Raw genomic sequence first — 13872 nt, forward strand, 5'->3', positions numbered from 1 at the left:
TAAGCTGCTGATTCTATTGGTCGGGGCGAGAAGATTCGAACTTCCGACCCCTTGCACCCCATGCAAGTACGCTACCAGGCTGCGCTACGCCCCGACGAATTTGGAATTATAGCAGCGGCTTTAAGTATTTGTCATGTTTGCTTTCGCTGCACTGCAACATCCCTACTGCCCTGAGCAGGAGTAAGATGTGAACTTCTGCTCGCCATCGAAAGCCTGCATGTCTTCCCCTGCCGAACTCGCCGCCCTCAGCCAAGCCGCCGACCTCGTCAAACAGGCCGACGCCCTGATCATCGCCGCCGGCGCCGGCATGGGCGTCGATTCCGGCCTGCCCGACTTTCGCGGCAACGAAGGCTTCTGGCAGGTCTACCCTGCCCTCGGCCGCGCGCGCATGGAATTTTCCAGCATCGCCACGCCCTACACCTTCCGCTCCGATCCAACGCTGGCATGGGGCTTCTACGGCCATCGCTTGCAGCTGTACCGCAACACCGCGCCGCACGCCGGCTTCGCCCTGCTCAAGGCCTGGGGCGAAGGCATGCAGGCCGGCTATGGCGTCTTCACCAGCAATGTGGACGGCCACTTCCAACGCGCCGGCTACGAACCGCACCCCATCCACGAATACCACGGCTCGATCCACCACCTGCAATGCATGGAACCCTGCGGCCCGGATATCTGGAGCGCCGACAGCTTCATGCCCGAAGTCGATACCGACGCTTGCCGCCTGCTCAATGCTGCGCCGCTCTGCCCGCACTGCGGCGGCATGGCGCGGCCCAATATCCTGATGTTCGGCGATTGGGGATGGAACGAACGCCGCACGGTGATGCAGGAGGCGCGCCTGCAATCCCTGCTGCAAACGGCGCAGCGACCGCTGGTGATCGAGTTGGGCGCGGGCGCAGTGATCCCGTCGGTGCGCCACTTTACCCAGCGCGTGCTCAAGAATCACAACGGCCGCATGATACGGATTAATCCACGCGAACCGGATGTCGCCAACCCGCTCGATGTGGGCCTGGCAATGGGCGCCCTCGCCGCCTTGACAGCGATCGACGCATTGCTATAAACGATTTACACCAACTTGACGGCGATGCCGGACAGGCCATCCACCTTGCCCACCAGCGTCTGCCCGCGCACCACGGCGCCCACACCTTCAGGCGTGCCGCTGAAAATCAGGTCGCCCGGCGCCAGCGCGAACAGGGTGGACAAATTGGCGATGGTCTCGCTGATCGACCAGATCAGATGATCGATGGTGGCCGACTGTTTGGTCACGCCGTCCACGTCCAGCTGGATCGCGGCGCGGTTGATATCGCCCGCTTCGGCCGCACGCTGGATCAAACCCACCGGTGCCGAGTAGTCGAAGGCCTTGCCGATTTCCCACGGACGGCCGGCGTCGCGCATTTTGAATTGCAGGTCGCGGCGCGTCATGTCCAGACCCACCGCGTAGCCGAAGATATGCCCGGCCGCATCTTCCACCGCGATATTGCTGCCGCCCTTGCCGATGGCGACCACCAGTTCGCACTCGTAATGCAGGTTGCTGGTCGCTTGCGGATAAGGCAGGTCCAGCACCGCGCCCGGCGCCACGGGGATCACGGCTTGCGCGTCGTTAGGTTTGCAGAAGAAGAATGGCGGTTCGCGCTCCGGGTCGAAGCCCATCTCGCGCGCATGCGCGGCGTAGTTGCGTCCGACGCAGTAGACGCGGCGGACTGGGAACAGATCGGCGGTGCCGGCGACCGGCAGGCCGACGATGTCATGGGCGGGAATTACGTAGGATGTCATGATGCTCCGATAGGCTGGAATGGGAGAGCGATCATGGTACAACAGCCTCCGCCCGCGCGCAGCGGACGGAAACAATACGAGACAAATCAGGTCATCAGCAGCGCGCGCATGGCGACGCGGAAGGCGTCCACCAGGCTGGCGCGGTTCATATTGGGCCGGTACAGCGCGCGTATCGTCAGTCCGTGGAAGTAGGAGATCAGCGTGTCGAGACGGCCATCGAGCAGCACGTCGTCCACCGGCAGCTTGCGCTGTTCGCGGCCGCGCTTGACCAGTGCGCGCAACTGCGCGCGCGAGACTTCTTCGTTTTCACGCATCTTGGCGGCGATGACCGGATTGCGCGAGGCTTCGGCAAACATCTCCAGCGGCACGCTCCACGGCTGCGGGTCGAGCGACTCGTCGATGTGGATGGGCGCATCCTCCAGTATCGCTTCCAACGGATCTTCGCGCGTCGCCAGATCGCGCAGCAGGCCCGATACATGCTCGGCCTCGCGCGCGACAAAGGCCAGGATGATGGCGTCCTTGCCGTCGAAGTAGTTGTAGATATGGCCGGCGCTCATGCCTGCCTGCTTGGAGATCTCGGACATGCTCGCGCCATGGAAGCCGCTGCGCGCAAAGCAGACGGCGGCCGCTTCCAGCACCTGGTTGCGCCGGTTCTGCGCGCGTTCCGGGTCGGTGCGTCGTTTTACGATGGGTGCGGTCATGGAGTCTTCCTTGGGTAACGAGCTTGCCTGAGGCGGTACTGTGGCGAAACGGACCATTTTTGTCAATTTATCAGCAGTCGAAGGCGGCAGGCGCGCAACACTCTGCGCCTGCCGCTCCGGCCACCTTAGCCGCGCGGCTGCGCGACTTCCGGCTGCCAGCCGCCGCCCAGCACCTTGTACAGGGTGACGGCGTTGCTCGATTTGCCCAGCCGCGCCGAGATCAGGCCCTGCTGCGCCGCGTACAGCGCGCGCTGCGACACCAACGCGTTCAGGTACGAGTCCGCGCCCTTGCGGTAGCGCGCCTCGTGGATGCGGAAGCTCTTGTCGGCCGCATCGACCAGCGCCTGCTGCGAGGCGATGCGCTCGTCCAGCGTGCCGCGCTGGGCCAGCGCATCGGCCACTTCGCGGAACGCCACCTGGATCGCCTTCTCGTACTGCGCCACCGAGATGTCGCGATTGGCCTTGGCGATATTCAGGTTGGCGCGATTGACGCCGCCGTCGAAGATCGGCAAATTGATCTGCGGGACGAAGCTCCACGTCGACGATCCCGCCTTGAACAGGCCGGACAAGGTGCTGCTAGCGCTGCCGCCCGACGCCGTCAGCGAGATGCTGGGGAAGAAGGCGGCGCGCGCCACGCCGATGTTGGCGTTGGCGGCGCGCAGCGCGCGCTCCGCTTCCTGCACATCGGGACGGGCCTGCAGCAGGTCCGACGGCAGGCCGGCCGGAATCGCCGCCAGCTGCGTTACCGCATCCAGTTCGCCGGCAGGCAGCAGGTCCGCAGGCACGCCGCTGCCGACCAGCAGCGTCAGCGCGTTCTGGTCCAGCGCCACTTGCGCCGTGTAGACCGCCATGTCGCTGCGCGCCGATTCCACGCTGGTCTGCGCTTCATACATATCGACGCCGGAGGTGACGCCGGAATTGAAGCGCTTCTTGCTCAGGTCATAGGAGGTCTGCTGGCTGCGCAGCGTTTCCGCCGCCAGCTTCAGGCGTTGCTGGTCGGCGATCAGCGTCAGGTAGGCGTTGGCCACTTCGGCCACCAGCGTGATCTGCTGCGCGCGGCGCGCTTCCTCGGTGCCGAGGTAGGTCTGCAAGCCGGCGTCCGACAGATTGCGCACCTTGCCGAAGAAGTCCAGCTCATACGACGCCATCGCCAAACCGCCGTTGTACTGGCGGTTGATGGCCGCCTCGCCGGTGCCGGTCATGGTCGAAGGCGTGCGCGATGCGTTCTGGCTAACGTTGGCCGACAGCTTGGGCAGCAAGGCCGCGCTGTCGATGTTGTACTGCGCCTTGGCCTTCTCGATGTTGAGCACCGATACGCGCAGGTCGCGGTTGTTGGCCAGCGCCAGCGCGATCACCTTGCGCAGACGCTCGTCGGCAAAGTATTCGCGCCACTGGATTTCGGATACCGGCTTGGCATCGGCCGCCGCTGCCGGCACGCCTTTATAGGCGTCGCCGGCCGGCCAGGCCTGCGCCACCGGTTGCGCCGGACGTTCATACACCGGCGCCAGGCTGCAACCGGCCAACATCGCCAGCGCCGCCATTGTGAGTAAAGATTTTTTCATGATTAGTGCGCCTCCACAGCGGCAACAGGAGCGGCGGCCTTCTTGCTGAAGAAACCCCGCACCAGTACAAAGAACACCGGCACAAAGAAGATGCCCAGGAAGGTTGCGGACAACATCCCGCCCAACACGCCGACGCCGATGGCGTTCTGGCTGCCGGAGCCGGCGCCGCTGCTGATCGCCAGCGGCAGCACGCCGAGGCCGAAGGCGATGGATGTCATCAGAATCGGACGCAGTCGCAGACGCACGGCCTGCAAGGTCGCCTGTTTCAGTTCCACGCCCTGCTCCTGCAGCTCCTTCGCAAACTCCACGATCAGGATCGCGTTCTTCGCCGCCAGGCCCACCACGGTCAGCAAGCCGACCTGGAAGTACACGTCGTTCGACAGCTTGAACACATACGTCGCCAGCACCGTACCGATCACACCCAGCGGCACCACCAGCAGCACCGAGAACGGAATCGACCAGCTTTCATACAGCGCGGCCAGGCACAGGAACACGATCAGGATCGAGATCGCGTACAGCTGCGTGGTTTGCGAACCGGAATCGCGTTCTTCCGTCGACAGGCCGGTCCACTCGAAGCCGATACCCGGCGGCAGCTTGGCCGCCATCTTTTCGATCTCCGCCATCGCGGCGCCCGAGCTCTGGCCCGGCGCCTGCATGCCGAGGATCTCGGTCGACGGCAGGCCGTTGTAACGCTCCAGGCGCGGCGACGCATAGATCCACTTGCCGGTCGAGAAGGCCGAGAAAGGCACCATCTCGCCGTCGGCGTTACGGACAAACCATTTGCCCAGGTCTTCCGGCGACATGCGCGAATCCGGCTGGCCCTGCATGTACACCTTCTTCACGCGGCCACGGTCGACGAAGTCGTTGACGTAGGCGCTACCCCAGGCGGTGCTCAGCACCTTGTTCACATCGGCGATGGACAAGCCCAGCGCGGTCGCCTTCTGCTGGTCGACCGTGATCTTGTACTGCGGCGTATCTTCCTGTCCGTTCGGACGCACCGCCATCAGCACCGGGCTCTTGGACGCCATGCCCAGCATCTGGTTACGCGCCGCCATCAACGCTTCGTGGCCGACGCCGCCCTGGTCCTGCAGCTGCAAATCGAAGCCGCTGGCGTTACCCAGTTCCAGCACCGCAGGCGGCGCGAAGGCGAACACCATCGCATCCTTGATCTGCGAGAAGCTGCCCATGGCGCGGCCGACGATGGCGTTCACGCGCTGGCCGGCGCCCTTGCGCTCCGACCAGTCCTTCATGCGCACGAAGGCGATACCGGTGTTCTGGCCGTTGCCGCTGAAGCTGAAGCCAGCCACCGCGAACACCGACGCCACCGAATCCTTCTCTTCGTTCAGGAAGTGCTGCTCGACTTTTTCGATCACCTTCAGCGTGCGCTGCTGGGTCGCGCCGGTCGGCAGCTGGATTTGCGAGAACAGCACGCCCTGGTCTTCTTCCGGCAGGAAGGAGGTCGGCAAGCGCACGAACACGAAGGCCAGCACCGCCAGCAGCAGCGCGTACATGATCAGCGAACGTCCGCTGCGGTTCAGCAGCGCGCCTACCCAGCCCTGGTACTTCAAGCTGCTGCGGTCGAAGCTGCGGTTGAACCAGCCGAAGAAACCGGTGTCGATCGCCGTATGGCCCTTGGCCACAGGCTTGAGCAAGGTCGCGCAGAGCGCCGGCGTGAAGATCATCGCCACCAGCACCGACAGCACCATCGCCGAAACGATCGTCACCGAGAACTGGCGGTAGATCACGCCGGTGGAGCCGCTGAAGAAAGCCATCGGCACGAACACCGCCGACAGCACCATCGCGATACCGACCAGCGCGCCGCTGATCTGACCCATCGATTTGCGCGTCGCTTCGATCGGGGACAAGCCCTCTTCCGTCATCACGCGCTCGACGTTCTCCACCACCACGATGGCGTCATCGACCAGCAGGCCGATCGCCAGCACCACCGCGAACATGGTCAGCGTGTTGATCGAATAGCCCAGCGCCGACAGGATCGCGAAGGTCCCCAGCAGCACCACCGGCACCGCCATCGTCGGGATCAGCGTGGCGCGGAAGTTTTGCAGGAACAGATACATCACCAGGAACACCAGGATCACCGCTTCCACCAGCGTCTTGACCACTTCCTCGATCGACAGCTTGACGAACGGCGTGGTGTCGAAGGCGATCACCGCCTTCATCCCGGCCGGGAACTGCTTCTCCAGCGCTGCGACCCGCGCCTTGACGGCGTTGGCGGTATCGAGCGCGTTGGCGCCGGTGGCCAGCTTGATGGCGACGCCGGTGGCGGCCTTGCCGTTGTAGCGGGCCAGCACATTGTAGTTCTCGCTGCCCAGCTCCATGCGAGCCACGTCGCGCAGGTGCACGGTGGCGCCGCTGGCGGCGGTCTTGAGCAGGATCGCGCCGAACTGTTCGGCGGTCTGCAGGCGGCTCTGCGCCGATACGGTGGCGTTGAGCTGCTGGCCCGGCATGGCGGGCGCGCCGCCCAGCTCACCGGCCGAGACTTCGGTGTTCTGCGCGGTGATGGCGGCGGTTACGTCGGCCGGCGTCAGTTGGTAGCTTTGCAGCTTGGCCGGGTCGAGCCAGATGCGCATCGCGTACTGGGCGCCGAACAGCGTCACGTCGCCCACGCCTTCCACGCGGCTGAGCGGATCGATGACGTTGGCGGCCACGTAGTCGCCCAGGTCGGCCTGCTTCATGCTGCCGTCTTCGGACACGAAGCCCAGCACCATCATGAAGTTCTTGGTGGCCTTGGCCACCACCAGGCCTTGCTGCGTGACGATGGCCGGCAGCAGCGGCGTCGCCAGTTGCAGCTTGTTCTGCACCTGCACCTGGGCGATGTCCGGGTTGGTGCCGCTCTTGAAGGTCAGCGTGATGCCGATGCCGCCGGTGCCGTCGCTCGACGAGGACATGTAGCGCAAGCCGTCGATGCCCTTCATCTTCTGTTCGATGACCTGGGTGACGGCGTCTTCCACCGTCTTGGCGGAGGCGCCCGGATAGGAGCCGCTGATCGAAATCGACGGCGGCGCGATGCTTGGATACTGCGCGACCGGCAGACCGAGAATCGCGATCACGCCCGAAAGCATGATGACGATGGCGACGACCCACGCGAAGATCGGGCGGTCAATAAAGAAACGTGACATGGCGATGCTCCTTTACTGGGCGCTCTTGGCGTTAGGCGGCATGGCGCCGCCGGCTGCCACGGCGGCGGCAGCGGAGGCGGGTTTAGCGGCGTTGGCCGCCGCACCCGGCTTCACCTTCTGCACGCCTTCGACGATCAGCAGGTCGCCGGCGTTCAGACCGGACTTGACCAGCCACTTGTCGCCCATGGTGCCGCCGGTGACCAGCACGCGCTGTTCAACCTTGCCTTCCTTGTTCAGCACCAGCGCGGTCGCCTGGCCCTTGGCGTTGCGGGTCACGCCCTGCTGCGGCACGGCGATGGCCTGCTCGTTGACGCCCGATTCCACCACCGCGCGCACGAACATGCCGGGCAGCAGATCGTGCTTCGGATTCGGGAACAGCGCGCGCAAGGTGACGTTGCCGGTGCCCGGATCGACCGTCACGTCGGAGAACTGCAGCTTGCCGCTTTCGGCGTACTTGCTGCCGTCCGACAGCAGCAGCGTGACCCTGGCCTGGCCGCCGGCCTGTTTCAAGCCGCCGTTTTCCAGCTCCCGCTTCAGGCGCAGCAGGTCTTCGCTCGATTGCGTGACGTCGACATAGATCGGGTCCAACTGCTGCACGGTGGTCAGCGCGCCGGTCTGGTTGGCGGTCACCAACGCGCCCGGCGTAACGGCCGAGCGGCTGATACGGCCGCTGATCGGCGCATCGACGTGGGTGTATTTGAGGTTGATGGCCGCCTGCTCCAGCGCGGCGGCGGCCGATTCCACGTCGGCCTTGGCCTGCTCGTTGGCGGCGACGGCGTCGTCGTAGTCCTGGCGGCTCACGCCTTCGATCGCCACCAGCTCCTTGTAGCGCGCCACTTTCGGGCCGCTGGTCATCAGGTTGGCCCTGGCCTTGGCCAGCGCCGCCTTGGCCGAGTTGTAGGCCGCCTGGTAGCTGGCCGCGTCGATCTGGTACAGCGCCACGCCGGCCTTGACGTCGGCGCCTTCGACAAACAGGCGTTTTTGTATCAGTCCGCTGACCTGCGGGCGCACTTCGGCCACCTGGAAGGCGGCGGTGCGGCCCGGCAGTTCGGTCGTGATGTGCAGCGCTTCCGGCGCCACTTTAAAAACGCCCACTTCCGCCACCTGCATATGAGGTGCTTCGGTCGTGGTTTTGGAGCAGCCGGCAGCCAGCGCGGCGACGGCGATCAGGGCTGCGGTCCTGCGGAAAAGAGCTTCCATGATGGGACTTTCTGTATAAAAAATGTGCATAAGTGCGTAGAATGAACGATCATTCTAATTAAGTCAAGCAAGTTTGTTGTCCAGAACAACGCAAAGCGTGGCTTCATATGGGGAATTTTCGGGGCGGCCAAGGCATGCGCCGCACCCGGTGCTACAATGAATTTAATTTCTTTCAGTCATCTTTTTTGGCCCGCGCCATGACATCGCAGCCCACCCCACGCACGGCCCGGCCGCGCCTCACCACGCTGGTGACAGCGGGCGTGGCCGCGACGGTGCTGATGTCGGTGCTGTCGCTGCTGGTGCTGGTCGATCACTACGCCATCGACTACGCCGAGCGCGAAGCCGGCCTGCGTTTGCAGCAGCTGTCGTGGCAGATGCGCGATTCGCTCAACCGCGTGGTGCAGAAGGCCACCGGCGACGTCCTGCTGCTGACCGAGCTGCCGCAGATCCGCGACGCCAAGTCCCCCGCCGAGATCCGCCAGGTGCTCGAAAGCCTGCAAAAAACCTTCCCCGACTACGCCTGGATCGGCCTGGCCAATCCCGACGGCAGCGTCTACGCCGCCACCCAGGGGCTGCTCGAAGGCCAGGATGTCAGCGGCCGCGCCTGGTTCAAGGGCGGCCGCGACAAGCTCTACGCCGGCGACTTCCACCCCGCCACCCTGCTCGGCAAAAAGCTGCAGTACAGCGCCGACCCGTGGCGCTTCGTCGATACGGCCGGCCCGGTGCGGCGCTCGGACGGCAGCTACCGCGGCGTGCTGTGCGTGCACATGAGCTGGAACTGGGCGCGGCGCCTGGCGCAGACCATCCTGACCCCGGCCGACCAGCAGTATTCGGCCGACATCTTCGTGGTGCGCGGCGACGGCACCGTCATGCTCGGCCCCAAGGGCAGCGAGGAAATGACCATCGGCAGCACCAGCCTGGCGCTGTCGCAAACGGGCGCGCCGGGATCGCTGAAGGAAACCTGGCCCGATGGCCGCAGCTACCTGACCGGCTTTTCGCGCACCGGCGATCTGAACAATCCGGCCACGCTGACCTGGTCGGTGCTGGTGCGCCAGCCGGTGGACGTGGCGCTGGCCGGCGCCCGCGCGCTGGAACACCAGATCCTGCTGCTGGGCGCCATCCTCGGCGTGGCCATGGCGCTGGCGGCATCGGCGGCGGCGCGGCGGCTCACGCGTCCGCTCAATGCGCTCAGCAAGAACATCGAACAACGCTCGGCCGCGCCGGCCGATACGCCGCCCGGCGCGCTGCCGGCCATCCCGCTGGTCGACAGCTTCCACGAGGCGCAGGTGCTGTCGCAGGCATTGGCCGACCTGGTGCGCAACGAGCAGGACCACCTGGGCACGCTGCGCGGCATGAACGAGAAGCTGGAATCGACCGTCGGCGAGCGCACCCGCGAGATCGCCCGCAAGGCGCTGCTGCTGGAGCGCGCGCTGGCGCAGGAGCAAAGCACGCAGCTGCTGTTGCAGGAGCGCGCCGCCGAACTGCGCGCCATCCTCGACAACGCCCACGACGCCTTCATCGCCCTCGATCCGGGCGGCGTGGTGCTGGACTGGAACCGCCAGGCCGAACAGCTGTTCGGCTGGAGTCGCGCCGAGGTGATCGGCCAGCCGCTGGCGGCGATGGTGCTGCCGCCGCTGCTGCGCCGCGCCTACGAACGCGACATGCGACAGCTGGCCGAATGCGGCGCCGACACCGTGCTCAACCGTCGCATCGAGCTGACCCTGTGCAACCGCGCCGGCCAGGAGCTGCCGGTGGAAGTGTCGCTGGCCTACGTGCCGCGCAGCAGCGGCCACCTGTTCATCGCCTTCCTGCACGACATCAGCGAGCGCAAGTCGCTGTTCGAATCGATGGAGGCGATGGCGCTGCGCGACACGCTGACCGGCCTGCCCAACCGGCGCGCGCTGATGGCCGCGCTGACCGAGGCGATCCAGCGCGCCAGCCGCCTGCGCCACAGCTGCGCCGTGTTCTTCCTCGACCTCGACCGCTTCAAGCAGATCAACGACCGCTACGGCCACGAGGAAGGCGACGAACTGCTGCGCCAGTTCGCCGCGCGGGTGCAGCACATCGTGCGCAAGACCGATACCGTGGGCCGGCTGGCGGGCGACGAGTTCATCGTCATCCTGGAGAACCTGCACAGCGACAGCGCCGCGCAGGAGACCGCCGACAAACTGCGGCCGGCGCTGCAACAGCCGTTCCGCCTGAAGACCGCCACCGTCTCGCTCAGCGCCAGCATCGGCATCGCCATCCACCATCCGGACGACCCGCAGGATATCGAGATGCTGCTGGGCCGCGCGGACCGCGCGATGTATCTCGACAAGCAGCACAGCGCGCAGCTGCGCCAGCGAGGCTAAGGCCGGGTTGGCCGCACGTGTGCTATCGAAAATCCCGCTTCCGCCATTTCAGGTAGTATCAGCCGAACATCAGCCGCGCCCCTGCCAGCGCGGCGCCAACTTTTCGGACTGCGCCCATGCAAGCACAGAACAGCATTACTCATCTGTTTCTCTCGACCGGCGTGCCGGGCCTGGATGAAGTGCTGGCCGGCGGCCTGACGCGCGACCGGCTGTACCTGGTCGAAGGCGAACCGGGCACGGGCAAGACCACGCTGGCGCTGCAGTTTCTCAACGAGGGCGTGCGCCAGGGCGAGCCGGTGCTCTACATCACGCTGGCCGAAACCGCCGTCGAACTGCTGAGCGTGGCGCAGTCGCACGGCTGGACCATGGACGGCATCCACATCGAAGAGATCCTGCCCAACGAGGACGTGCTCGATCCCGCGCAGCAGTACACCATCTTCCATCCGTCCGAGATCGAACTGGGCACCACCATCCAGCGCATCGTCACCGCCATCGAGCGCCATCAGCCGCGCCGCGTGGTGCTCGATTCGCTGTCGGAGCTGCAGCTGCTGGCGGAAAGCCCGCTGCGCTACCGGCGCCAGGTGCTCGCGCTCAAGCAGTACCTGGGCAGCCGCAGCTGCACCACCATCTTCCTCGACGACCGCACCGCCCTCAGCACCGACCTGCAGGTGCGCAGCGTGGCGCACGCGGTGCTGACCCTGGAGCTGGCCGACCAGGCCTACGGCGCCGAGCGGCGCCGCCTGCGCGTGGTCAAGTACCGCGGCATCGCCTTCCGCGGCGGCGCCCACGACTACAAGATCATCAGCGGCGGCCTGCACGTGTTCCCGCGTCTGGAGGCGGCCGCCAGCCGCGTGGTCAGCGAGCGGCGCCAGCTGTCGAGCGGCCTGCCGGCGCTGGACCAGCTGATCGGCGGCGGCCTCGAAGAAGGCATGAGCACGCTGATCTCCGGTCCGCCGGGTACCGGCAAGTCGACGCTGGCGGCGCAGTTCGTGCACGCCGCCACCCAGCGCGGCGAGCCGTGCGCGATGTTCCTGTTCGAAGAGGCGCGCAACAACATGCTCAACCGCGCGGCCGGCGTCGGCATGCCGCTGGCCGACGCCATCGACCGCAAGCTGCTGACGATCCAGCAGATCGATCCGGCCGAGCTGGCCCCCGGCCAGTTCTCGCACGCGGTGATGCAGGCGGTCGAGCGCGGCGTGCGGGTGGTCGTCATCGACAGCCTGAACGGCTACCTGAACGCGGTGCCGGACGAGCGCTTCCTCACCGTCTACCTGCACGAGCTGCTCACCTACCTGGGCCAGCGCGGCGTGGTCAGCATCGTGGTCGGCGTCCAGCAAGGCATGCTGGGCAGCGGCATGACCACCGCGATCGACGCCAGCTACATCGCCGACAACGTCATCATGCTGCGCTACTTCGAGGCCGAGGGCGAGGTGCGCCAGGCGATCTCGGTGTTCAAGAAGCGCGGCAGCGCGCACGAGCGCACCATCCGCCGCTTCCAGATCGCCAGGGACGGCATCCACGTCGGCCCGGTGCTGAACGACTTCCACGGCATCCTCACCGGCGTGCCCACCTACAACGGAACGCTGGCGGTGCGCGGCGATCTTCCGGCCGTCTGACGCCGATGGAAACGCGCATCCTGATCTACGCGCCGACCGGCCAGGACGCCCCGCTGGCGGCCAAGGTGCTGGCGATGGCGGCCATCGACAGCCACGTCTGCCGCACGCTGGCGGAGCTGGCGACGCAGCTGGAACGGGGCGCGGGCGCGGTGTTGACGGTGGAGGAAGCGCTGGCGCCGGGCGGCTACAAGCTGCTGCAGGAGCACGTGGCGCGCCAGCCCGACTGGTCCGACCTGCCGATCATCCTGCTGACCCATCGCGGCGCCGATTCGCCGATGGTGCGCCAGGCCGTGGCCGGGCTGGGCAACCTGAACCTGATGGAGCGGCCGGTGCGCACGCTGACCCTGATCACCGCGCTGCACGCCACGCTGCGCGCGCGCCACAAGCAGTACCAGGTGCGCGAGGCGGCGCGCCGCAAGGATGAGTTTCTCGCCAGCCTGGGGCACGAGCTGCGCAACCCGCTGGCGCCGATCCGCACCTCGGTCTCGCTGCTCACGCATATGTACCCGGACACGCCGCCGGTGGCGCGCATCCGCGACATGGTGGAACGCCAGGTGCGGCTGCTGACGCGGCTGGTGGACGACCTGCTGGACGTGGCCCGCATCACCAGCGGCAAGATCACGCTGCAACGCCAGCAGGTCAGCCTGGCCGCCGTGATGAACCACGTCGGCGAGCTGTGCCTGCAAGCGGCGGACGCCAAGCGCATCGCCGTCGCCTGGCTGCTGCCGGCCAAGGACCTGCTGCTGAACGCCGACTATGCGCGGGTGGTGCAGATCGTCGCCAACATCCTGTCGAACGCGGTCAAGTTCACGCCGCAGGGCGGCCAGGTGACGGTCAGCGCCAGCTGCCATGGCGACGAGCTGCTGGTGACGGTGCGCGACAACGGCATCGGCCTGGACGCCGAATCGATCGCGCGCATCTTCCGCATGTTCGAGCAGAGCAAGACCGTGGCCGGCCAGTTCTCCAGCGGCCTGGGCATAGGCTTGAGCCTGGCCCGCCGCTTCGCCGAGATGCACGGCGGCTCGGTGGAGGCCAGCAGCGCCGGGCCCGGCCAGGGCAGCGAATTCGCGATCCGCCTGCCGGTGCTGGGCGGCGCCGCGCACGACCCCGCCCTGCCGGCGGCGGCCGGCGACATCGACGGCCGCAAACTACAGGTGCTGGTGGTGGACGACAACCAGGACGCCGCCGATTCGCTGGCGGCGCTGCTGGAGATCGACGGCTTCGACGCGCATGCGGTGTACGACGGCGCCAGCGCCATCGCCGCCAGCGCCGAGCATCCGCCGGACCTGATCATCCTCGACCTCGGCATGCCCGGCATGGACGGCTACGAAACGGCGCGGGCGATCCGCCAGCGTCCCGGCGCCGACGGCATCCTGATGATCGCGCTGACCGGCTGGGGCCAGGGCGACGCCCGCCGCCGTTCGGGCGAAGCGGGCTTCGATCATCACCTGGTCAAGCCGGTGGAGCTGGAGCAGATCGTACGCCTGGCCGGCGCGCGCCAGAACCGCGAGCAGGTGCAGGCGGCGCGCTGACCTGTG

9 protein-coding genes and 1 tRNA gene are annotated in these 13872 nt (G+C 66.6%); 4 read left to right on the top strand and 6 right to left on the bottom strand.

Annotation, left to right across the window (positions count from 1 at the left end):
• Window positions 1-17: 17 nt before the first annotated feature.
• Window positions 18-94, bottom strand: a tRNA-Pro gene (locus AC1RMD_RS05870).
• A 123-nt stretch (window positions 95-217) separates the two neighbouring features.
• Between AC1RMD_RS05870 and AC1RMD_RS05875 the strand changes: the two genes are divergently transcribed.
• Window positions 218-1054 carry an SIR2 family NAD-dependent protein deacylase gene (locus tag AC1RMD_RS05875; protein ID WP_492924551.1) on the top strand — a complete coding sequence of 279 codons (837 nt, stop codon included), beginning with the start codon at window positions 218-220 and terminating at the stop codon, window positions 1052-1054.
• Between the two features lie 5 nt (window positions 1055-1059).
• Here AC1RMD_RS05875 and AC1RMD_RS05880 read toward each other — a convergent pair whose 3' ends face one another.
• The 5 genes from AC1RMD_RS05880 to AC1RMD_RS05900 all read right to left on the bottom strand — a co-directional run bounded on the left by AC1RMD_RS05880 (window position 1060) and on the right by AC1RMD_RS05900 (window position 8367).
• Window positions 1060-1767, bottom strand: coding sequence for a fumarylacetoacetate hydrolase family protein (locus tag AC1RMD_RS05880; RefSeq protein WP_492924553.1), 708 nt, complete (start codon window positions 1765-1767; stop codon window positions 1060-1062).
• Between the two features lie 86 nt (window positions 1768-1853).
• Window positions 1854-2468 carry a TetR/AcrR family transcriptional regulator gene (locus tag AC1RMD_RS05885; RefSeq protein WP_492924555.1) on the bottom strand — a complete coding sequence of 205 codons (615 nt, stop codon included), beginning with the start codon at window positions 2466-2468 and terminating at the stop codon, window positions 1854-1856.
• 125 nt (window positions 2469-2593) lie between these two features.
• Window positions 2594-4030 (bottom strand): AdeC/AdeK/OprM family multidrug efflux complex outer membrane factor, encoded by a 1437-nt coding sequence (gene adeC / locus AC1RMD_RS05890; RefSeq protein WP_492924557.1) that lies wholly within the window; start codon window positions 4028-4030, stop codon window positions 2594-2596.
• A 2-nt stretch (window positions 4031-4032) separates the two neighbouring features.
• A complete protein-coding gene (locus AC1RMD_RS05895; protein WP_492924559.1) occupies window positions 4033-7167 on the bottom strand; it encodes an efflux RND transporter permease subunit in 3135 nt (1044 codons plus the stop codon).
• A gap of 12 nt (window positions 7168-7179) precedes the next feature.
• Window positions 7180-8367: an efflux RND transporter periplasmic adaptor subunit gene (locus AC1RMD_RS05900; protein WP_492924561.1), complete on the bottom strand. Its 1188-nt coding sequence runs from the start codon at window positions 8365-8367 to the stop codon at window positions 7180-7182.
• A gap of 197 nt (window positions 8368-8564) precedes the next feature.
• Between AC1RMD_RS05900 and AC1RMD_RS05905 the strand changes: the two genes are divergently transcribed.
• The 3 genes from AC1RMD_RS05905 (at window position 8565) to AC1RMD_RS05915 (ending at window position 13866) form a co-directional block, all read left to right on the top strand.
• Entirely contained in the window at window positions 8565-10718 is a 2154-nt protein-coding gene (locus AC1RMD_RS05905; RefSeq protein WP_492924563.1) for a diguanylate cyclase domain-containing protein, read from the top strand.
• A gap of 116 nt (window positions 10719-10834) precedes the next feature.
• Window positions 10835-12334, top strand: a complete 1500-nt coding sequence (locus AC1RMD_RS05910; RefSeq protein WP_492924565.1) for an ATPase domain-containing protein — start codon at window positions 10835-10837, stop codon at window positions 12332-12334.
• Between the two features lie 5 nt (window positions 12335-12339).
• Entirely contained in the window at window positions 12340-13866 is a 1527-nt protein-coding gene (locus AC1RMD_RS05915; protein ID WP_492924567.1) for a hybrid sensor histidine kinase/response regulator, read from the top strand.
• Window positions 13867-13872: the final 6 nt, after the last annotated feature.

The organism is Duganella sp. GW822-FHT06D06, assembly GCF_058799615.1.